The organism is Allobosea sp. P1_B10, from assembly GCF_056406735.1.
The window spans coordinates 227960-247059 of record NZ_JBFTZP010000002.1; the positions used below are offsets into that span (position 1 = coordinate 227960).

The window sequence follows — 19100 nt, forward strand, 5'->3', positions numbered from 1 at the left end:
AAAAAGCAGCACTCAAGTGCCAGGTTTTATCGAGCGAGCCACGTGACCTAGGGGGAGTTTGGGCTCTTTCCAGCCCGAACGCCCCAGGTCGCCCCCCGGGACGCCGCCGACTCAGAGTCGCTTGGCCGCTGCCGTCGTAGCTGCGGCCTTGGCCTCCGCCTTCTTGTCCTTCGGATTTAGGTTCTCGACCGCCGGGGCTGTTACCAGGAAACCGGCAATGGCATCCATCGACTCGGAGGCGGCCTTGGCAACGATCGTCTGGTCGAGACCGCTCCAGGGGTCGCCGCCGCCGCCACGCCTGCCCAGGCTTTCGCCCTGGACACGCTGAGCGCGCTTCTTGGTGGCGTCGTAGACGTCCCAGACGAAGGCGAGCGCCGTCTGGCCGTCCTCTGTCGGCTGCGCCGTGAGGTAGCCGCGGACCCTGAAGCGGGCCGGCTTGTCGCCGGGGACGATTTCCATGCTGCGCTCGGCCGCGGCCTCGCCCAGCAGGCTTGCGAACTGCGTCGTCACCGAATCAGGCGCGCCGGTGATGCTCTGCACGGAGACCGGCACGCCGGGCGCGTCGACGCGCTGGCGGGAGGCCGTGGCGGTGGTTTCCTGGCAACCTGCGAGCGCAAGAGCCATTATCGGCCCCAGAATGAGGCCGTTCGAACGGTTGATCATGACGCGGCCCGCCTTGTTTTTTGGTACGGGTTAGACTGGTTGGTGTTCCCTGCGGAAGCCGTTCTAATCTTAACGGATGGCAAGGTCCAGATCGGGCAGATTGAGGGCCTCGGCGCGACTCTCGCCCACGAGATAGGTCCGCCCCAGGCACATCGCGGTTTCGCTTGCCGAATCCATCAGGATCATATGCGCGAACATCACCATGCCGGGCGCGAGCGGCCAGTCATTGGCCTCGTAGAACATCGGCCAGTCCATCCATGACGGCGTGAATTTCGCCCCGAGCGAGTAGCCGCAGGCGTTGAGCCGATGCTGGGACAATCCGTGTTCGTCGAAGATCCGGGCATGGGCGGCGAAAACGTCGCCGGCGCTGCGGCCGGGCCTGAGTTCGGCTTCGCAGGCGAGCAACGTGGCCTTTGCGGCGGCGTGGTAGCGCAGATGCAGGGGCCGGGGCTCGCCAACCACGACCGTGCGCATGATGGCGGCATGGTAGTGGCGCTCGACGCCGGCGAATTCGAGGGTGAGCTGGTCCTGAGCGTCGAGCCTGCGCCGGCCCGACTTGTAGCGGCAGAGCAGTGCGTCCCGCCCGGAGCCGATGATGAACTCGTTGGCGGGATAGTCGCCACCCCCGGCGAAGATCGCGTTGTGCTGCGCCGCGAGTATCTCGCCCTCGTCGGCGCCAGCGGAGATCGCGGCGAGCCCGGCGGCGTCGGCGGCGTCCGAAAGCGCGGCGGCGCGCCGGACATAGACGATCTCCTCGGCCGATTTCACGGCGCGCAGACGCGTGACGATGGTCGAGGTGTCGACGAGGTCGCTCACCCCGGCGAAGGCGGCCTCGAGCTTGCGGCCATTGGCGGCGACGAGGCCGTAGGATTCGAATTCGACGCCGATACGCTTGCCGCGCAGCCCAAGATCGCCCGCCAGAGCGAGCAGGTCGAGCGCCGGGTTGGCATCGCGGCCATCCTTCCAGATCCTGATGTCGGCGAGGGTCGAGGTATGCTGCGCCTGCCGGTAATCGGCGGAGCGGGTCTGCAGGGCCATGGTCCCGTCGGACTTCACCACGAGGCACTGGAAGAAGCAGAAGCCGAAGGTGTCGTAGCCGGTGAGCCAGAACATCGATTCCTGCTGGAACAGGAAGAGGCCATCGAGGCCTTCGCGCTGCATCGCCGCCAGGAGGGCGTCGCGGCGGCGGTCAAATTCGGCGGGTGTGAAATGCAAGGCCATCTCGCTCGGCTCCCGGACTGAGGTTCCAGGCATTACGTCATCGTGAGCGCGGCGACGCAAATCAGTGAAACAGAGCGCGATGTCGCGCGATTGCTTCGCTGCGCTCGCATTGGCGGGGAAGCGGGACTATGCGTCCTGCGATTGCGTGCGCGGCGCTCCTCCCCCATATCAGGCGCGCCGCATGCCGCCGCTCATTGGAGAACCCCCATGGTCGCAACCAGCAACCGCTTCCTCGACGACATCGCGCGTCTGGCCACCGATGCCGCCGGTGCGGCCCAAGGCGTGCGCCGCGAGGTCGAGACTGTCGTGAAGACGCAGATCGAGCGCCTGCTGCGCGACATGGACGTCGTCACCCGCGAGGAATTCGAGGCCGTGCGCGAGATGGCGCTGCTGGCCCGCGAGGAAAACGACAAGCTGGCGGCGCGCCTGGCAGTGCTCGAGGCGGCGCAGGCCAAGGGCTGATCGACAACGACCCTCATCATCGAGGCAGAGGTGGTCCCGGGCGTAGCGAAGCACAGGCTCCGGACGGATGCCGAAACGCTTGCCTGAGAGGCCGGGAACAGATCCCGGACCTCCATTCTGTCGCCGCATGACCGCGCGCTCAGGCGGGCGACGCAGCGAGCAGAATTTATGTCCACAGCCATGTGCTGTGGACAGAGCCCTGCGGGGATTGAGCACGGGCCCCGAATCCGGGGAGGCTCCAGTTGTGTTGGGAGCGTCACAGCGCCTGCGCTATCGTCGGAGAGAGAGTTGATTCGTCTATCGGATTCCGTTTCGGCGGGAAGGTGACGGAGATGGAGCGTGAGTATCGCGCGCCAAAAGGGTCTGGTTGCGTCCCGTCTGCTTTTTCTGTCGCCGTGTTCCCGTTCTCGAATGCACCGGACCCGTCTGCCGACGGACCCGGCGCAGGATACCTAGGGCATGATGGACCTCGATCTGGACGCCGAACTCGATCGGCCGTGCAATCCTCTCGACCTCGTCGAACGCCTGGCCGTGCACAATGACTGGAGCTTCGATCGTGACAGCGATGACGAGCTCTCCGTCGCCGTAACCGGCGGCTGGTCGGACTATCATGTCGCGATAACCTGGCTGGCCGAGGTCGAGGCGTTGCATATCGCCTGCGCCTTCGACCTGAAGGTGCCGGACCGGCGCCGTCCCGAGGTGCTGCAACTCGTCAGCCTCGTCAACGAACAGCTCTGGCTCGGGCACTTCGACCTGTGGAGCAGCGAGAATGTGGTGATGTACCGCCATGCCTTGCTGCTGTCGGGCGGGGCGGAGCCGACCGACGAGCAGGCCGCGGCTTTGATCAAGGCGGCGATCGACGCCTGCGAGCGCTATTATCAGGCCTTCCAGTTCGTTGTCTGGGCCGGCAAGAGTGCCAAGGAAGGGCTCGAAGGCGCGATGCTGGAGACCGTCGGCGAGGCCTGAGCGGCCACGCGCGTCAGGTCGGGCTTGACCCGACCATCTCCGGCAAGTGACTTATCGGGCCAGAGATTCCCGGGGCATGCCCGGGAGTGAGACCTTGCGAGAAACCGCCATGTCCAATCCCCTGCCGAAAACGCTCGTCCTCATCGGCGCGGGCAAGATGGGTGGCGCGATGCTCGAGGGCTGGCTGCGGATCGGCATGAATCCGGGCGGGATTTCGCTGATCGATCCGAACCCGTCCGACGAGATGGTTGCTCTCGCGTCCGAAAAGGGCATGGCGCTCAACCCGTCCGCCGACGCAATCGCGCCCACCGAGGTGCTCGTGCTGGCGACCAAGCCGCAGATGCTCGATACCGCCGCGCCGTCGGTGCAGGCGTTCATCCATCCCAAGACGCTGGTCATCTCTATCCTCGCCGGCAAGACGCTGGGCGATCTGTCGGCGCGTCTGCCCAACGCCAATGCCGTGATCCGCGCGATGCCGAACCTGCCGGCCTCCGTGCAGCGCGGCGCGACCGGCGCGGCCGCCGGACCCGGCGTCAGTTCGGCGCAGCGGGCGATGGCCGACGCCTTGCTCCGGAGCATCGGCGTGGTCGAGTGGCTGGAGAGCGAGACGCTGATCGATGCCGTGACGGCCTTGTCCGGCTCGGGCCCGGCCTATGTCTTCCATCTCGTCGAGTGCATGGCTGCCGCCGGCGTGGCCGCAGGCCTGCCGGCCGATATCGCCGAGCGGCTGGCTCGGGCCACTGTAGAGGGAGCAGGTGAGCTGCTGCACCAGTCGTCGCTTTCACCTGCGACCTTGCGCCAGAATGTCACTTCTCCGGCCGGCACCACCGCCGCCGCGCTGGCCGTGCTGATGGCCGATGACGGGCTGAAGCCGCTGATGAACCAGGCCGTGGCTGCCGCCAAACGTCGCGCCGAGGAGCTTTCGGGCTGAAGGGCCTTTCGCAGGTCACGATCGGCCCCTAGATTCTCCTCATCGCGTCGCAAGAGGAGAATTCCAATGGCCCGCAAGCCCGTTTCCCCGATCGCCGAAACTGCCGCCGCGCCGGCCGTCGACCCGCGCAAGCGCGCGGTGGACGCCTTGATGCAGCTGGCGGCGAGCCGGCCCTGGAGCGAAATCGAACTCGGTGACATCGCCACCGAAGCCGGGTTGTCGCTGACCACGCTGCGCGGGCTGTTTCCGTCCAAGCTCGCCATGCTCGGCGGGCTGACGCGCATCGTCGACGAGGCTGTGCTGGAAGGCACATCCGACGACCTCGCCGGCGAGCCCGTCCGCGAGCGGTTGTTCGACCTGGTCATGCGCCGGCTCGATGCGCTGGCTCCCTACAAGACGGCCCTGCGTCGGATCATGCCGGCGCTGCGGCGCGACCCGCTGACGCTGGCGACGCTCAACCGTGGCGCAGTCAATTCCTGGCGCTACATGCTGGCTTCGGCCGGGATTCCCACGGAGGATTCGCTGGGCTCGCTGCGAGTCCAGGGAGCCGTGCTGCTGATGGCACGTGTCGGCGATGTCTGGCTCGACGACGACGAGCCAGAGATGTCGCGCACCATGGCGCGGCTCGATCGCGAATTGAAGAATGCCGGGCGCGTCATGGCGCGCATCGAGGACGTGCATCGCCTGACGGCGCCGCTGCGCGGCCTGGCGCGGGCGCTGTGCTCGGGCCGGCGGCCGCATGTGCGCCGGCGCGAGCGGGCCGAGGACCGCGGGCCCGAGCCCGAGGACTACGTACCGGCGATCTGACGGCCGCGCATGGCATTGTCGAAAAAACGCGGCTTCCTGCACGGTCGCAAATCCCGTCATATCGTGGCGCGCATGCACGGCGTGCGCGCCATCGTGACAGGGATCGGGAATAGTCTTGAGCGCATCGTCTGAGCCAACCGCCGCAATCGTCTTCGACGATTTCCTCAAGGTCGACATCCGCGTCGGCACGATCGTCGAGGCCGAGCCCTATCCGGAAGCCCGCAAGCCGGCCTTCAAGCTGGTGATCGATTTCGGCGGCACGATCGGGCGCAAGAAATCCTCGGCTCAGATCACGAAGCACTACACCTGCGAGGCGCTGGTAGGGCGGCAGGTGATGGCGGTGGTCAATTTCCCGCCGCGCCAGATCGGCAAGTTCATGTCCGAGGTGCTGACGCTTGGCGTGCCCGATGCCGATGGTGAGGTCGTGCTGCTGGCGCCTAGCCTCGCCGTTCCCGATGGCGGGCGGCTGTTCTGAACCAGCACAGCTCGCGTTTGCCTGCGAGCGCCGGCGCGCTCAGGCCCTGAGTGCCGCAGGGTTGACCACGTTTATGGGCTGCCCGGCGGCATAGGCCGTGATCTGGTCGAAGATATCCGTGAACTGGAGCTCGTATTCCTCCTTGGTGACGTAGCCGATATGCGGCGTGCAGACCGCATTGGGCAGCGTCAGCAAGGGGTAATGGGGATCACGCAGCGGCTCGTTATCGTAGACATCGACGGCAACGCGGCCGGGTCGTCCCCGGCTCGCCGCCTCGAACAGCGCACCGGGTTCGATCAGCCCGGCGCGGCTGGTGTTCACCAGCAAGGCGCTCGGCTTCATCAACGCGAGGTCGGCGAGCGTCACGATCCCGCGCGTAGCCTCGACAAGGCGCATGTGCAGCGTCAGCACGTCGCTGCGGGCGAAGAAATCGGCTTTGCTGCTGGCAACCTCCAGCCCGTCGGCAACGGCCTGCTCCAAGGAGGCCGGGCGAGCCCAGACAAGGATCTTCATCCCGAAGGCCTGGCCATAGCCAGCGACCGCCTTGCCGATGCGGCCATAGCCGAAAATGCCGAGGGTCTTGCCGCGAAGCGTGGTCCCGACACCGATCTGCCAGCGCCCCTGCTTCAGCGCCGCGACCTGCTGCGGGATCTGGCGGGCCGCTGCGAGGATCAGCGCCCATGTCAGTTCCGCCGTCGCATAGGACGGCGTGCCGGGATGCTGGTTCGACGAGACGATAACGCCATGCTCCGTGCAGGCATCGATGTCGATATGGGGGTAGACGCTGCGCTGGCTGATCAGGCGCAGGGCGGGCAGCCGCTCCAGCAGCGAGCGTGTGATCTTGGTCCGTTCGCGGATCAGAACCAGGACCTCGACATCGCGCAGGCGATCGGCCAGGACCTGCTCGTCCTGGACATGGTCCGTCCAGATCCTGGGCTCGTAGCGGGCGATCTCGGCGAAGCAATCGAGCGTGCGCAGCGTGTCGAAATAATCGTCGAGGATCGCCAGCTTCATGGCGTGACATCCCCTCTGATATCAGCGTCGCCATCGAGACGGGCGCGCCCCGCCGGGGTCAGAACCACGTTGGTCGTTCCGCCCTGATGCTGGCGCGCGACGAGGCCGCGGTCGATCGCGTCCTCCCAGACCGTCAGCCGGGGGCAGGATGTGCGCCATGTCTCCATGACATCCGCGTAGGACCGCGGCTCCCTGTCGAGCCACGCAAGGAAGTCGGTGATCAACGAGGCAAGCGTGTCTGACATGCGGACGCCCTCTCATTGCGCGGAAAGGTTGCCAGTTTTCGCCGAAGCCGTCCAATGCCGGGTCTCGCGAGTCCGGCCGGGGCACCCTTGAACGCTAGCTGCGGTGATCGGTCCGGCGCAGTGCAATCTGGACCTCACGCAGGAACTGCGCCAGCGACACGCCAAACAGGCTGACGGACAGGATGAAGAGGACCGCGACGCCACGCTCATGGGCCGATCCTACGAACGCAAACATGAACGCAAGGATCACCAGCATTATCGTCGAGACGCCGCTACAGATGGCATAGCGGATGCTGCTGTTGATCAGGCGGGCGCGTTTTTCCAGACGCGGAAGGTCGGCCTTGAGATCGAGGGCGAGGGTACCGTTGGCGTTGAGCCATCGCGAACGGTCGAGAATGCGTTCGAGCCGATTGATCAGCACCGAGATCAGGCCGACGATCGCGCCGAGCAGAAATGCGGGTGCCGTCGCCTGGGTGATCACCACCGACAGCTGGTTCACGGATGGCAAGTCGTGTAGCATGGCGCCTCCGTTACAGCGTGCGTGCAGGCGATCGCCAGATCAGACCGGCAGCCGCACCGTAGCTCTCAAACCGCCGAGCGGCGAGTCACCCAGAATGATGTCCCCGCCATGCGCGCGGGCGATGTCGCGAGCAATGGCGAGGCCAAGCCCTGTGCCGCCAGAATCGACATTGCGGGCCTCGTCGAGCCGGAAGAACGGGCGGAACACGTCCTCGCGCTGCTCGGGAGCGATGCCGGGGCCGTCATCGTCGACCATCACGATCAGATAGCGCGCATCATGCGTGGCACGGATCGAGATGCGGTCGCCGTACCGGGCAGCGTTCGAGACGAGGTTCGTCATCAGACGGCGGAAGGCATCGGGTCGGATCACCACGAGCGGGTCGCCGACGACTTCGAGCCCGGTCTGATGGCCCTGGCGCTCGGCGTCGAATTTAAGCTCCTCGAGAAGCGCCCGGATATCGGTCTCGACCGCAGCCTCGCCGGCATCGCCGCGGGCGAAGGCGAGATAGTCCTCGAGCATGCGGCTCATCTCGTCGACGTCCTTTTCAAGCGCGTCGATTTCCGAGGAGCGTTCCACCAGTGCCAGCGAGAGCTTGAAGCGGGTCAGGATGGTGCGCAGGTCGTGGCTGACGCCGTTGAGCATCGTGGTGCGCTCGCCGATGGCACGCTCGACTCGGCGCTTCATCTCGATGAAGGCGTTGCCGGCGCGACGGACCTCGCGGGCACCGCGCGGCCGGAAATCGGCGTCGCGTCCCTTGCCGAAAGCTTCGGCTGCGTCGGCCAGGCGCAGGATCGGGCGGATCTGGTTGCGCAGGAACAGCACGGCGATGGTGAGCAGGATCAGGGAGGTGCCGATCATCCAGAGCAGGAAGATGTGGCTGTTGGAGGCATAGGCCGCGTTGCGCCGGGTCAGGATGCGCATCACGTCCTTGCCGAGCTTGATCCGGATCTCGATCAGGCTGGAGCGGCCGACAGTGTCGAGCCAGAACGGCCGCGCGACCTGCTGGCTGAGCTCGGTAGAAAGCGCGCTGTCGAGCAGCGAGAAGAAGGGGCGGGGGCCTGGCGCCGGCAGGTCGGAATCGGGGATGATGTCGACATCCATGCTGAGCCGCTCGCCGGCGATGCGCGAGAGCACGCTGGCGTCGGCATCCTGGGGATAGCTCTCATAGACGTCGATCAGCGTGGCGATGTCGGCCGACACCGCCGAGGACAGGCGCTGCGTCACCGTCTGCCAGTGTCGCTCCATGAACACATAGGCGATGACCGACTGCAGCAGCACGACCGGCACGATCACGATCAGCAAGGCGCGCGGATAGAGCCCCTTGGGCATGTAGCGGGCGATGCCATGCAGCGGGCGGCCGATGAATTTGAGGGCGAACTTCAGCCAGCTGCCCAGCGCGACCTGCCAGCGGCGCAGCGCGGCTCCGGCCTGCCTGAGACCGGAGCCTGTGGCGCGCACCATCCGCCGGCGGCGCTGCGCTGGCTGGACGGGCGTCACGCGCGATCCGTCACGAGGCGGTAGCCGACACCGCGCACGGTCTGGAGGTAGAGCGGGTCGGCCGGATCGCGCTCGACCTTGCGGCGCAGGCGGTTCATCTGGACATCGACGGTGCGGTCATTGGCGGCCGTGCCCTGCGCCGCCAGCTCCTCGCGGGGCACGACCTCGCTCTGGCGCTCGGCGAGCGCCGTGAGGATCTCGCGTTCGCGCTCGGTCAGGCGGATGGTGTCCTCGCCCTTGCGCAACTCGCCGCGCGCCAACCCGTAGATGAAGGGTCCGAAGCGCACGAAATCCGGCCTGGTGCCGGATTGTGCGGTGTCGACCACCACCGTGCGCTTCAGGATATTGCCCAGGCGCAGCAGCAGTTCGCGCGGCTCGAAGGGTTTTGCAAGGTAGTCGTCGACGCCGAGTTCGAGCCCGTTGATGCGGTCCTTGCTGTCGGCGCGCGCGGTCAGCATCAGGATCGGGATCGCGGAGCCGACGCGGAAGCGCTTGGCAAAATCAAAGCCGTTCTCGCCGGGCATCATGATGTCGAGCACGATCGCATCGAAGACGAGCTGGCCCAGCCGGGTATCGGCCTCGGCCGCATTGGCGGCCGTGGTGACGCGATATCCGTTGTCTCCGAGGAAGCGCCCGAGCAGATCGCGCAGGCGACGGTCGTCGTCGACGACAAGGATATGGGGAGCCTCGTCGGGCAGGGGCTTGCGCAGCGGGCGTGCGGTCATGTCGTCTTCCGCTCTGTCGCGTCCCGGGGCGTCCCGGCGCGGTTTGGTGTGCGCCGTCCTAGCATAACCGCGATCGATGCGGGGGTCAGGCCGGGTCTTTCGCGGCAGTGCCGAGAACGCCCTGTACCTTGTGGCGTTCGGAGGGATCGATCAACCCCGCGAGATACCGCGCAATCGTATCGGCATGCTCCGCACCGACCTCCGACAGCGCGGCATTGATGCGCCTGGCCTGCAGGGCATCGAGCCGCAGCGACAGGGTCTGGCCGGTCTCGGTGGCGTGGAGATGGCGCTGGCGCTTGTCCTGACGGCCGGTGCGCTGCTCGATATAGCCGGTCTCGACGAGCTCCTTCAGCACGCGGTTCAGGCTCTGCTTGGTGATCTGCAGGATGTCCAGGAGTTCGGCGATGGTCAGCCCCGGGCGACGCTGGACGAAATGCAGGACCCTGTGATGCGCGCGGCCGAAGCCATAGTCGCTGAGGATGCGGTCGGGGTCGCCGACGAAGTCGCGATAGGCGAAGAAGAACAGCTCAATGAGGTCATAGGGCGTGCGCGGCGACGGCTGGTCCGCGTGCTGGCCAGGCTCGCTTGCTATGCTCGATGCCGTCGATTTCTGCGCCACGTCGGTCAACCCGAAAATTTATGTCAGTGTTATTGACATATCTCAGACGTAAGATTACCGGTCAAGGGCGCTGGACGACGGAATATGTCGCAACCAGCAGCCGCCACGCATCATTCATTCGGGCCTTGAAGGACGCCGGGCGATATGCCGATGTCGGGCGAAACAAGATGCAGGAAGAGGAACAGTTCCATGTCAGTCATTCCCTTCGACCAGCGCGACGGCGTCATCTGGTTCGACGGCAAGCTCGTGCCCTGGAAGGACGCCAAGGTGCACGTACTGACCCATGGGCTGCATTACGGCTCCTGCGTGTTCGAGGGCGAGCGCTGCTATGACGGCGTCATCTACAAGGGCACCGAGCACTCCCAGCGCTTCCACAAGTCGGCCGAGATCATGGATTTCACGATCCCGTATTCGGTCGCCGAACTCGATGCCGCCAAGGCGCTTTGCCTCAAGGAGAACGGCCTCAAGGACGCCTATATCCGCCCGGTCGCATGGCGCGGCTCGGAGATGATGGCAGTTTCGGGCATCAACAACACGATTCATACCGCGATTGCGGTCTGGGAATGGCCGAGCATGTTCGACATGGCGCAGAAGCTCAAGGGCGTGCGCCTGGATGTCGCTCAGTATCGCCGGCCCGACCCGGCGTGCGCGCCGGTCCATGCGAAGGCTGCGGGCCTCTACATGATCTGCTCGCTGTCCAAGCATAAGGCCGAGCGCGCCGGCTATGCCGACGCCATGATGCTCGACTGGGAAGGCAATGTCGCCGAATGCACCGGCGCCAACATCTTCTTCATCAAGGACGGCGTGATCCACACCCCGCAGGCCGACCGCTTCCTGAACGGCATCACCCGCCAGTCGGTGATCGAGCAGTGCAAGAAGCGCGGCTTCGAGGTGATCGAGCGGCGCATCCGCCCCGAGGAACTCGAGAGCTTCAACGAGTGCTTCATCACCGGCTCGGCTGCCGAGGTGACGCTGGTGTCCGAGATCGGGCCCTACAGCTTCATCACCGGCAACATGGGCAAGGTGATCATGGAAGACTATTCCAACGCCGTGCGCGGCAAGGCTGCGTAGGCGCTCGACACCAGACCATCAACAGCATGCCCGCCCTCGTGGCGGGCATGTTCATTTGGGGCAGGGAGGCGAGGTCTCCGGGCCTTACTTCACCGACTTCACATCGCTGCGGAACAGCGTAATCCAGTCGTCGGGCATGATCCCGCGGCACTCGCCCATCTCAGAGAATTCGGTCAGCACGAAGCCTGAGCCTGTCCAGGCATAGCTCCCGTTCGCGCCGCAGTCGCCGATCCCACGCGCCTTTGCGAAATAGCTCAGCCGGCCGTCCTGCGGGCTGAACTCGGCGTTGACCAGCATGTTGTCGCTGCCGCCGTCGAGTTGCGGAAAGACGGCCTTGCGCGCGGTGGCGACTTCGCCGCCGGAAACCAGCCAGAACCCCGACGTCAGATTATAGGCCCCCGCCGAACAGAGCAGGCCCACCAGCCGCAGCGCTCCGCCGAGCGGCCAGACCCTGTCACCTTCGGCGAAGCCCTCCGGGCGGTCGTCGCAGGCGTCAGGCTCCGTCCGCTTCAGCTGCTGGCGCAGAGAGGCGGCGAGCGTCTGGGCGGTCTTTTCGGGACTGGCTGGGGCCGTAGGTACCTTCGCCGTGATCGCGGGGAGGGTAGGCGCAGCCGGGACGCTGGTACCCCCGCCCTTGCGGATCAGGGCGGAGGTGGTGTTGAGCCGCCCCTGCTGCTCATCCATCCAGAGCAAGGCCGCCACGGAACCGCTGAGCGAAACCTCGAACCTGCGATCGGCGATCGTGACGACGACCTTGCTCGCCTTGCGCGCCAGACCTATCAGCGCCTCGGCTTCGGCGGTGGAGAGCTCGATGCGGGCCGTCTCCTCGTCGGCGCCGCTCGCCGCCCAGCGCTTGCCGGAATTGGGAAATGCCACGCCGTCGACCGTCATTGCGACGCTGAGCGGTGCCTTCAGCTTTTCGGCACGAATCTTGACCTCGGCCGCCAGGGCGCCCTCCGGCCCGGCGGGACGCGTCAGCCTGAGCATGGCGGTCTGCTCTGCCATCTCCGCCGGCAGCGACATCGCGGTGCAGGCCCTGAGGTTGTCACAGCCGACGACCCAGTCACGGAAGGTCTTGCTGGCCGGGGCGGCTTGCGCGGTGGCTGCGCCAGACACGAGCGCTGCGAGCGCGAGGATTGGTGCGGCGGTGGCCATCTTCATCGCCTCACTCCCAGCGCTGGGCTGCAGCGTCGTCCGTATCCTTCGCCTCGACCCAGCCGCCGGTGGTGCCGTCTACCAGATGCTCGCGCTTCCAGAACGGTGCGCGGGTCTTGAGGAAATCCATCATGAAATCGGCGGCCTCGAAAGCCGGCTGGCGATGCGAGGATGTGGCAATGACCAGCACGATCTGCTCGCCCGGCTTCACCAGCCCGTAGCGATGGATCGCGGTCAGCCCAAGTAGCGGCCAGCGGGTTACCGCCTGTTGGGCCACGCGGAAGATCTCCGCCTCGGCCATTCCGGGATAATGTTCGAGTTCGAGCGCGGCGAGCCTGCCGCCCTCGTCGCGGCACAGCCCCGAGAAGCTGACGACCGCCCCGATATCGCTGCGGCCCTCGGTCAATGCGTGGATTTCGGCGTCGAGGTCGAAGTCCTCGCGCTGGATGCGGACGGTCGGCGTCATGGGCGGCCTCAGCCGCCGGTCATCGGCGGGAAAAAGGCGATCTCGCCGGCGCCGGCAATGCTCGCATGGGGCTTCACATGCATATGGTCGATGGCGGCACGCACGACGTCCTCGTTCTCGAAAGCCGCCTCGTAGCCTTCATCGCGCGTCTTCAGCCAGCGTACGAGATCGGCGATCGTCTCGACGGTCTGAGGCAGGGAAACGGTCTCCTCGGCCAGGCCGATGCGTTCGCGGACCCAGGCGAAGTAGACCAGTTTCAGCGTGCGGCTGCGGGTGAGGGCGTCGCTCATGATCCGCGCTCATCCTCCTCGACAAGATGCTGGATGCCGGCATTGAAATAATCCCAGCCGGTATAGATTGTCAGAGCTGCGGCGATCCACAGCATCACGATACCGATCTGGGTGTTGTAGGGCAGCACCGTGTCGCCGGCCGGCCCCGCGATCAGGAAGCCCAGCGCAAGCAATTGCGCGGTGGTCTTCCATTTCGCGACCCGGCTGACCGGGACGCTGACCTTGAGCTCCGCCAGGAATTCGCGAAGGCCCGAAACCAGGATCTCGCGGCACAGGATCACGATCGCGGCCCAGATCGCCCAGCCCTTGATCGTCTCCGTGTGGACCAGCATCAGCAGCAAGGCGCAGACGAGCAGCTTGTCCGCGATGGGGTCGAGCATGCGGCCGATGGCCGATTGCTGGCTCCAGGCGCGGGCGAGCCAGCCGTCGAGGTAATCCGTGACGGCGGCGACCACATAGATCGCGAGCGCGATCCAGCGAACCCAGTCGTCGCGGGGCCAGAACAGCAGGCCGACCAGCGCCGGGATCGCGACGATCCGGCCGTAGGTGAGGAGGTTCGGCAGCGACCAGGGGCCGCGTCGCCGGATGGCGTCTGGGAGTATCGTCACGGAAAGCACCAAAGCAGCCGGTATATGACAGCGTCAACACGCAATGCTGCGAGGCGGCAAATACTCTCACGCATCATGGAAATGATCATGCACCGCCTTGGCTGTTGCGGCGTTGACGCCAGGGGTCCGCATGAGGTCGTCGAGCTTGGCCCTTTTTATGGCTTTGACCGTGCCGAAATGCAGCAGCAGCGCTCTTTTCCGTGAGGGGCCGATGCCGGGAATCTCGTCGAGCGGGTTGGTCATCGTGTCGCGCTTGCGCTTGGCGCGGTGGGTGCCGATAGCGAAGCGATGCGCCTCGTCGCGCAGGCGCTGTATGAAATAGAGCGCGGGATCGCGCGGCGGCAGCTTGAAGGGCTCGCGGCCGACCATGTGGAAGGTTTCGCGCATGGCGTTGCGGTCCTCGCCCTTCGCGATCGCGACCAGCGGGACATCGCCGCCGCCGAGTTCGGCCATGATTTTGCGCGCGGCCTCGAACTGGCCCTTGCCACCGTCGACGATGACGAGGTCGGGCCGCGAGGGGAAGCCGGCCTCGTCGGGCTTCTCGGCGCCGGCCTCGGCCTCCTTCGCCAGCCGCGCGAAGCGGCGCTGCAGGACCTCGCGCATCATGCCGAAATCGTCGCCGGCAATGGTGTCGGTCGAGATGTTGAAGGTGCGATAATGGCTTTTCATGAAGCCGTCCTTGCCGGCGACGATCATGCCGCCGACCGCATTCGTGCCCATGATGTGGGAGTTGTCGTAGACCTCGACGCGGCGTGGCGCCTTCTCCAGCGCGAAGGCCGCGCCCAGCGCCGCCAGCAGCGATTGCTGGCCGGCATTGTCCGCGAGCTTTCGCGAAAGCGCCTCGCGAGCGTTCTTGCGGGCGTGCTCGACGAGATCGGCGCGCTCGCCACGCTTGGGATGGGCGACCTCGACCTTGCGGCCGGCACGCGCCGAGAGCGCTTGAGCGATCAGTTCGATCTCCTCAAGCGGATGGGAGAGCAAGACGAGGCGCGGCGGCGGCTTGTCGTCGTAGAACTGCGCCACCACCGAGGCCAGCACCTCTGCCGGCGTGAGGCTCTTGTCGGCGCGCGGAAACAGGGCGCGGTTGCCCCAGTTCTGGTGGTTGCGGAAGAAGAAGATCTCGACGCAGAACTGGCCGGCCTGCTCGTCGATTGCGAAGACATCGGCCTCCTCGACGCCCTGCGTATTGATATCCTGCCCCGCCTGCACGGCCGACAGCGCCGCCAGCCGGTCGCGATAGCGCGCCGCCTTCTCGAATTCGAGTTCGGCCGAGGCCTCCTGCATCCGGGCCGACAGGGTCTGCTTTACTGCGGAGGAACGCCCCGAGAGGAAGTCGCGGGCCTGGTCGGCGAGGCCCTGATAGTCGGGTATCGAGATCTCACCGGTGCAGGGGCCGGCGCAGCGCTTGATCTGGAAGAGCAGGCAGGGCCGGGTGCGGTTCTCGTAGAAGGAATCCGTACAGGAGCGCAGCAGGAAGGCCTTTTGCAGCGCGTCGATGGTCCGGGTCACGGCCCAGACCGATGCGAAGGGGCCGTAGTAGTCGCCCTTGCGCTGGCGCGAGCCGCGATGCTTGGCGATCTGGGGCGCCTCATGGTCGCCGCTGAGCAGGATGTAGGGAAAGCTCTTGTCGTCGCGCAGCAGCACGTTGTAACGCGGCCGCAACTGCTTGATCAGGTTGGACTCGAGCAGCAGCGCCTCAGTCTCGGTGCCGGTGGTGACGAACTCCATGTTCGCCGTCTCGGCGACCATCCGCGCGACCGCGTTGGTGTGGGCCATGCCGCGGGCATAGGCCGTGACCCGGTTCTTCAGGCTCTTGGCCTTGCCGACATAGAGCACCTCGCCGGCACGGTCGAACATCCGGTATACGCCGGGCTTGTTGGGCAGGTGCTTGGCGAAGCCGGCGATTACATCGATGCCGTGCTTCAGGGCGCCCGGCGCGGTTTCGCCGAGGTCGAGCACCGGCGTCGGGAGGGGGAGTGTATCCTCCTCCTCTTCGATCTCGGGCTCAGGCAGGTCCGGCTGACCCGCGGTCTCTTCGTGTCCGGTATCTGGGCGTTCGCGACTCATGGCACGCATGTAGGATGCGCGAAGCGTTTCGTCATGTCAGGAGCGCACCCCGACACCATCGAAAATAGGCCTGCAGCGTCGCGCCGATCGGCATAGCCTGCTCGCAACCCGCCTGGTGAATTCTCCGGCCGCATCGAATCAAGGAATGAACACCATGCCCGAAGCGACCAATCTCAAGATCGTCCTCGCATCGCGCCCCACGGGACGACCGTCTCCCGACAATTTCCGCATCGAGCGGGCCGCGGTGCCCACACCGGGGGAGGGGGAGGTTCTGCTGAAGATCCTCTATCTCTCGCTCGACCCCTATATGCGCGGGCGGATGAGCGCCGCGAAATCCTATTCCGCCCCGGTCGAGGTCGGGCAGGTGATGGAGGGCGGCACGGTTGCCGAGGTCCTCGAGAGCCGCCATGCCGACTTCAAGCCCAGCGATATCGTGCTCTCGTTCTCAGGCTGGCAGTCCCACGCGCTGGCCAATGGCAAGCAACTGCGGAAACTCGATCCAGACGCCGCACCGGTGACCACGGCGCTGGGCGTGCTCGGCATGCCGGGCTTCACCGCCTATTCCGGACTGCTGACGATCGGCCAGCCCAAGCCCGGGGAGACGGTCGTGGTCGCGGCGGCGAGCGGGCCCGTCGGCTCCGCTGTCGGGCAGATCGCACGCATCAAGGGTGCGCGGGCTGTCGGCATCGCCGGCGGGCCCGAGAAATGCGCCTTCGTGAAGGATAAATTTGGCTTCGACGCCGTGATCGACCATCGCGCACCGGATATGGCCGAGCAACTTGCGGCGGCCTGCCCGAACGGGATCGACGTCTATTTCGAGAATGTCGGCGGCAAGGTCTGGGATGCCGTGTTCCCGCTGCTCAATACGTTTGCCCGCATTCCGGTCTGCGGCCTGGTCGCGCAGTACAACAGCGAGGGTGGCTTCGAGGGACCCGATCGCTTCCCGGTGGTGATGCGGCAGGTCCTGTCCAAGAGCCTTCTGATCCGCGGCTTCATCCAGCGCGAATTCGTGGACCAGCGACCGGCCTTCGAGCAGGAGATGCCAGGCTGGATCGCGACAGGCGCACTGAAATACAAGGAAGACATCGTCGAGGGGCTGGAACAGGCGCCGGAGGCCTTCATCGGCCTGCTCGACGGCAAGAATTTCGGCAAGCTGGTCATCAAGATCTGAGCGTGACTGGCCGGTTCACGGCCTTTTTGCTTGACCGGGCTGCCCTGGATTGACCAAGTCCACGCGATCTCAATCCTCCCACGCCGTCATCCCGGGCGCCCGAAGGGAGACCCGCGGCGCCGTTTTGCGGCTTCCGGGGTGACGGCATGGATAAGCGCGTGCCCTAGCCGACCCCACCGACATCGGACAGCCCACCATGCCCAGCTTTGCCATCGCCTTCCCGATGATCGACCCGGTCGCACTTCAGATCGGGCCACTTTCGGTCAAATGGTATGGCCTCGCCTATGTCGTGGGCCTGCTCGGCGGCTGGTGGCTCGCCCGCCGGCTCGTCGCCAGCGACGCGCTCTGGGGCAACCGCGCGCGGCCCAAGCCGGCCGAACTCGACGACATGCTGCTGTTCATCGCGCTCGGCATCGTTCTCGGCGGGCGGCTGGGCTTCGTGCTGTTTTACGACCTCGCCCGCTATCTCCAGCGGCCGCAGGATATCTTTGCGATCTGGCAGGGCGGCATGTCCTTTCATGGCGGGCTGACGGGCGCTGCGCTGGGGCTGTGGCTCTTCGCCAGGCGGCGCGGCTATCCGGCGCTCGCGCTGTTCGACCTGAACGCGGTCGTCGCGCCGATCGGCCTCTGCCTCGGGCGGATCGCCAATTTCATCAATGCCGAGCTCTGGGGCCGGCCCGCAACCGATGTGCCGTGGGCGATGGTGTTTCCCAATGCCGGCCCGCTGCCGCGCCATCCGAGCCAGCTCTACGAGGCCTTCGCCGAAGGGCTGCTGCTCTTCGTCCTGATGCTGATCGTGGTGCGGCTGGGCGGGCTCAAGCGGCCCGGCCTCGTCGCCGGTATCTTCGGCATGGGCTATGCCATCGCGCGCACCGCCTGCGAGTTCTTCCGCGAGCCCGACGCGCAACTCGGCTTCCTGTTCGGACGCAATGTCGATGCGCTCAGCGGCGGCATCACCATGGGCATGCTGCTCTCGCTGCCGGTGTTCCTGCTCGGGCTGGTGCTGGTGCTGCGCGCCAGGCGGACGCCCGCGTGAGCGCGCTCAAGGCCGAACTCGTTCACCTGATCCGCGAGGAGGGCCCGCTCTCGATCTCGCGCTATATGGCGCTCTGCCTGGGGCATCCCCGGCATGGCTACTACATGACGCGCGATCCCTTCGGCGTGGCGGGTGACTTCACCACCGCGCCCGAGATCAGCCAGATGTTCGGCGAACTGGTCGGGCTCTGGGCCGCGAGCGTCTGGCAGGGGATGGGCTCGCCGCCATCGATCCGGCTGGTGGAACTCGGCCCCGGCCGTGGCACGCTGATGGCCGATATGCTGCGCGTCGCGAAGGGCTTGCCGGCGTTTCGCGAGGCGCTTTCGGTCCATCTGGTCGAGACCAGCCCGGTGCTGCGTGCGGCGCAGGCGGCGACGTTGTCTGCCGCAACCCAGCCGGTCTGGCACGATTCGATCGCGACCGCGCTCGACGGCCCCGTCATCGTCATCGCGAATGAATTCCTCGACGCCCTGCCGCTCGACCAGTTCGTGATGACCGGGGATGGCTGGCGCGAGCGCATGGTCGGGCTCGGTGCTTCGAGCGATCTCGGTTTCGGGCTCTCCGGCATCGATGCCGGGCTCACGCTCGCCGCTCCGGTCGGAGCCGTCTTGGAGCAGCCGACGATCGCGCTCGACATCGTTGCAGACCTCTCGCGGCATATCGCGCAGGCTGGTGGAGCGGCGCTGTTCGTCGACTATGGCTCAAGCCAGTCGGGGTTTGGCGACACGCTGCAGGCGATGCAGCGCCACGCCTTCGTCGACGCGTTGGCCGAGCCGGGCGATGCCGATCTCACCGTCCATGTCGATTTCCAGCGCATGGGCGAAGCAGCCCGGCGCGCCGGGGCGGCAACCCATGGTCCCGCCACGCAGGCCGATTTCCTGCTGGCACTGGGGCTGGCGCAGCGGGCGCAGGCACTGTCGCGCAACGCGACGCCGCTACAGGCCAGCGAGATCGCCGGGGCTTTCGACCGCCTGACCGATCGCGCGGCGATGGGCATGGGCGAATTGTTCAAGGTTCTGGCGTTATCCCAGCCCGATCTGCCGCTGCTGCCCGGATTTGACCTTCATCGGCTGCCAGAGCTGCGCTGACAC

General features: G+C 66.2%; 23 protein-coding genes. 10 read left to right on the forward strand and 13 right to left on the reverse strand.

What is annotated here, in order from left to right; translation table 11 throughout:
* Positions 1 to 111 precede the first annotated feature (111 nt).
* Positions 112 to 663, reverse strand: a complete 552-nt coding sequence (locus AC1D2L_RS05730) for a hypothetical protein (RefSeq protein ID WP_476844871.1) — start codon at positions 661 to 663, stop codon at positions 112 to 114.
* A gap of 69 nt (positions 664 to 732) precedes the next feature.
* Complete coding sequence (locus AC1D2L_RS05735; RefSeq protein ID WP_476844872.1) at positions 733 to 1884, reverse strand: M24 family metallopeptidase; 1152 nt, start codon at positions 1882 to 1884, stop codon at positions 733 to 735.
* Between the two features lie 207 nt (positions 1885 to 2091).
* Here AC1D2L_RS05735 and AC1D2L_RS05740 point away from each other — a divergent pair, with 207 nt between their 5' ends.
* The 6 genes from AC1D2L_RS05740 (at position 2092) to AC1D2L_RS05765 (ending at position 5525) form a co-directional block, all read left to right on the forward strand.
* The gene (locus AC1D2L_RS05740; RefSeq protein WP_476844873.1) at positions 2092 to 2346 is read left to right on the forward strand and encodes an accessory factor UbiK family protein; all 255 of its coding nucleotides are present in this window, start codon (positions 2092 to 2094) and stop codon (positions 2344 to 2346) included.
* 459 nt (positions 2347 to 2805) lie between these two features.
* Positions 2806 to 3312 carry a type III secretion system chaperone family protein gene (locus AC1D2L_RS05745; RefSeq protein ID WP_476844874.1) on the forward strand — a complete coding sequence of 169 codons (507 nt, stop codon included), beginning with the start codon at positions 2806 to 2808 and terminating at the stop codon, positions 3310 to 3312.
* Positions 3313 to 3421: 109 nt separating this feature from the next.
* Positions 3422 to 4243, forward strand: a complete 822-nt coding sequence (gene proC, locus AC1D2L_RS05750) for a pyrroline-5-carboxylate reductase (RefSeq protein ID WP_476844875.1) — start codon at positions 3422 to 3424, stop codon at positions 4241 to 4243.
* Between the two features lie 66 nt (positions 4244 to 4309).
* Positions 4310 to 5050: a TetR/AcrR family transcriptional regulator gene (locus AC1D2L_RS05755; protein ID WP_476844876.1), complete on the forward strand. Its 741-nt coding sequence runs from the start codon at positions 4310 to 4312 to the stop codon at positions 5048 to 5050.
* Between the two features lie 9 nt (positions 5051 to 5059).
* Positions 5060 to 5182, forward strand: coding sequence for a hypothetical protein (locus AC1D2L_RS05760; RefSeq protein ID WP_476844877.1), 123 nt, complete (start codon positions 5060 to 5062; stop codon positions 5180 to 5182).
* Positions 5166 to 5525, forward strand: a complete 360-nt coding sequence (locus AC1D2L_RS05765; protein WP_476844878.1) for a tRNA-binding protein — start codon at positions 5166 to 5168, stop codon at positions 5523 to 5525. The genes AC1D2L_RS05760 and AC1D2L_RS05765 overlap by 17 nt, the downstream gene beginning before the upstream one ends.
* Before the next feature lie 39 nt (positions 5526 to 5564).
* Here AC1D2L_RS05765 and AC1D2L_RS05770 read toward each other — a convergent pair whose 3' ends face one another.
* The 6 genes from AC1D2L_RS05770 to AC1D2L_RS05795 all read right to left on the reverse strand — a co-directional run bounded on the left by AC1D2L_RS05770 (position 5565) and on the right by AC1D2L_RS05795 (position 10145).
* Positions 5565 to 6539 (reverse strand): D-2-hydroxyacid dehydrogenase family protein, encoded by a 975-nt coding sequence (locus AC1D2L_RS05770; protein ID WP_476844879.1) that lies wholly within the window; start codon positions 6537 to 6539, stop codon positions 5565 to 5567.
* On the reverse strand, positions 6536 to 6784 hold the full coding sequence (locus tag AC1D2L_RS05775) for a hypothetical protein (RefSeq protein WP_476844880.1): 249 nt from the start codon (positions 6782 to 6784) through the stop codon (positions 6536 to 6538). Before AC1D2L_RS05775 ends, AC1D2L_RS05770 begins: the two co-directional genes overlap by 4 nt.
* A 94-nt stretch (positions 6785 to 6878) precedes the next feature.
* Positions 6879 to 7304 (reverse strand): DUF2721 domain-containing protein, encoded by a 426-nt coding sequence (locus AC1D2L_RS05780; protein WP_476844881.1) that lies wholly within the window; start codon positions 7302 to 7304, stop codon positions 6879 to 6881.
* A 39-nt stretch (positions 7305 to 7343) separates the two neighbouring features.
* Entirely contained in the window at positions 7344 to 8765 is a 1422-nt protein-coding gene (locus AC1D2L_RS05785; protein ID WP_476845219.1) for an ATP-binding protein, read from the reverse strand.
* 32 nt (positions 8766 to 8797) lie between these two features.
* A complete protein-coding gene (locus AC1D2L_RS05790) occupies positions 8798 to 9526 on the reverse strand; it encodes a response regulator (protein WP_476844882.1) in 729 nt (242 codons plus the stop codon).
* Between the two features lie 85 nt (positions 9527 to 9611).
* A complete protein-coding gene (locus AC1D2L_RS05795; RefSeq protein ID WP_476844883.1) occupies positions 9612 to 10145 on the reverse strand; it encodes a MarR family winged helix-turn-helix transcriptional regulator in 534 nt (177 codons plus the stop codon).
* A gap of 189 nt (positions 10146 to 10334) precedes the next feature.
* Between AC1D2L_RS05795 and AC1D2L_RS05800 the strand changes: the two genes are divergently transcribed.
* Entirely contained in the window at positions 10335 to 11216 is an 882-nt protein-coding gene (locus tag AC1D2L_RS05800) for a branched-chain amino acid aminotransferase (protein WP_476844884.1), read from the forward strand.
* 84 nt (positions 11217 to 11300) lie between these two features.
* Here the strand turns inward: AC1D2L_RS05800 and AC1D2L_RS05805 are convergent, their stop codons facing one another.
* The 5 genes from AC1D2L_RS05805 to uvrC form a co-directional block, all read right to left on the reverse strand.
* Complete coding sequence (locus AC1D2L_RS05805; protein ID WP_476844885.1) at positions 11301 to 12377, reverse strand: DUF1176 domain-containing protein; 1077 nt, start codon at positions 12375 to 12377, stop codon at positions 11301 to 11303.
* Positions 12378 to 12381: 4 nt separating this feature from the next.
* Positions 12382 to 12837: a molybdenum cofactor biosynthesis protein MoaE gene (locus tag AC1D2L_RS05810; RefSeq protein ID WP_476844886.1), complete on the reverse strand. Its 456-nt coding sequence runs from the start codon at positions 12835 to 12837 to the stop codon at positions 12382 to 12384.
* Positions 12838 to 12845: 8 nt separating this feature from the next.
* Positions 12846 to 13097 (reverse strand): molybdopterin converting factor subunit 1, encoded by a 252-nt coding sequence (gene moaD / locus AC1D2L_RS05815; protein ID WP_476845220.1) that lies wholly within the window; start codon positions 13095 to 13097, stop codon positions 12846 to 12848.
* Between the two features lie 26 nt (positions 13098 to 13123).
* Positions 13124 to 13735, reverse strand: a complete 612-nt coding sequence (gene pgsA, locus AC1D2L_RS05820; protein WP_476844887.1) for a CDP-diacylglycerol--glycerol-3-phosphate 3-phosphatidyltransferase — start codon at positions 13733 to 13735, stop codon at positions 13124 to 13126.
* Between the two features lie 66 nt (positions 13736 to 13801).
* The gene (gene uvrC / locus AC1D2L_RS05825; RefSeq protein ID WP_476844888.1) at positions 13802 to 15802 is read right to left on the reverse strand and encodes an excinuclease ABC subunit UvrC; all 2001 of its coding nucleotides are present in this window, start codon (positions 15800 to 15802) and stop codon (positions 13802 to 13804) included.
* A gap of 154 nt (positions 15803 to 15956) precedes the next feature.
* Between uvrC and AC1D2L_RS05830 the strand changes: the two genes are divergently transcribed.
* From AC1D2L_RS05830 to AC1D2L_RS05840, 3 genes are all read left to right on the forward strand, one after another.
* Positions 15957 to 16973 carry an NADP-dependent oxidoreductase gene (locus tag AC1D2L_RS05830; RefSeq protein WP_476844889.1) on the forward strand — a complete coding sequence of 339 codons (1017 nt, stop codon included), beginning with the start codon at positions 15957 to 15959 and terminating at the stop codon, positions 16971 to 16973.
* 196 nt (positions 16974 to 17169) lie between these two features.
* Positions 17170 to 18009 (forward strand): prolipoprotein diacylglyceryl transferase, encoded by an 840-nt coding sequence (gene lgt / locus AC1D2L_RS05835; RefSeq protein ID WP_476844890.1) that lies wholly within the window; start codon positions 17170 to 17172, stop codon positions 18007 to 18009.
* Positions 18006 to 19097, forward strand: coding sequence for a class I SAM-dependent methyltransferase (locus tag AC1D2L_RS05840; RefSeq protein WP_476844891.1), 1092 nt, complete (start codon positions 18006 to 18008; stop codon positions 19095 to 19097). The genes lgt and AC1D2L_RS05840 overlap by 4 nt, the downstream gene beginning before the upstream one ends.
* Positions 19098 to 19100 lie beyond the last annotated feature (3 nt).

Excerpts from the sequence above, each read along its gene's own strand:
- AC1D2L_RS05730 (WP_476844871.1), bottom strand. The coding sequence starts at position 663 with ATGATCAACCGTTCGAACGGCCTCATTCTGGGGCCGATAATGGCTCTT.
- AC1D2L_RS05735 (WP_476844872.1), bottom strand. The coding sequence starts at position 1,884 with ATGGCCTTGCATTTCACACCCGCCGAATTTGACCGCCGCCGCGACGCC.
- AC1D2L_RS05740 (WP_476844873.1), top strand. The coding sequence starts at position 2,092 with ATGGTCGCAACCAGCAACCGCTTCCTCGACGACATCGCGCGTCTGGCC.
- AC1D2L_RS05745 (WP_476844874.1), top strand. The coding sequence starts at position 2,806 with ATGATGGACCTCGATCTGGACGCCGAACTCGATCGGCCGTGCAATCCT.
- proC (WP_476844875.1), top strand. The coding sequence starts at position 3,422 with ATGTCCAATCCCCTGCCGAAAACGCTCGTCCTCATCGGCGCGGGCAAG.
- AC1D2L_RS05755 (WP_476844876.1), top strand. The coding sequence starts at position 4,310 with ATGGCCCGCAAGCCCGTTTCCCCGATCGCCGAAACTGCCGCCGCGCCG.
- AC1D2L_RS05760 (WP_476844877.1), top strand. The coding sequence starts at position 5,060 with ATGGCATTGTCGAAAAAACGCGGCTTCCTGCACGGTCGCAAATCCCGT.
- AC1D2L_RS05770 (WP_476844879.1), bottom strand. The coding sequence starts at position 6,539 with ATGAAGCTGGCGATCCTCGACGATTATTTCGACACGCTGCGCACGCTC.
- AC1D2L_RS05775 (WP_476844880.1), bottom strand. The coding sequence starts at position 6,784 with ATGTCAGACACGCTTGCCTCGTTGATCACCGACTTCCTTGCGTGGCTC.
- AC1D2L_RS05780 (WP_476844881.1), bottom strand. The coding sequence starts at position 7,304 with ATGCTACACGACTTGCCATCCGTGAACCAGCTGTCGGTGGTGATCACC.
- AC1D2L_RS05785 (WP_476845219.1), bottom strand. The coding sequence starts at position 8,765 with ATGGTGCGCGCCACAGGCTCCGGTCTCAGGCAGGCCGGAGCCGCGCTG.
- AC1D2L_RS05790 (WP_476844882.1), bottom strand. The coding sequence starts at position 9,526 with ATGACCGCACGCCCGCTGCGCAAGCCCCTGCCCGACGAGGCTCCCCAT.
- AC1D2L_RS05800 (WP_476844884.1), top strand. The coding sequence starts at position 10,335 with ATGTCAGTCATTCCCTTCGACCAGCGCGACGGCGTCATCTGGTTCGAC.
- AC1D2L_RS05805 (WP_476844885.1), bottom strand. The coding sequence starts at position 12,377 with ATGAAGATGGCCACCGCCGCACCAATCCTCGCGCTCGCAGCGCTCGTG.
- AC1D2L_RS05810 (WP_476844886.1), bottom strand. The coding sequence starts at position 12,837 with ATGACGCCGACCGTCCGCATCCAGCGCGAGGACTTCGACCTCGACGCC.
- uvrC (WP_476844888.1), bottom strand. The coding sequence starts at position 15,802 with ATGAGTCGCGAACGCCCAGATACCGGACACGAAGAGACCGCGGGTCAG.
- AC1D2L_RS05830 (WP_476844889.1), top strand. The coding sequence starts at position 15,957 with ATGCCCGAAGCGACCAATCTCAAGATCGTCCTCGCATCGCGCCCCACG.
- lgt (WP_476844890.1), top strand. The coding sequence starts at position 17,170 with ATGCCCAGCTTTGCCATCGCCTTCCCGATGATCGACCCGGTCGCACTT.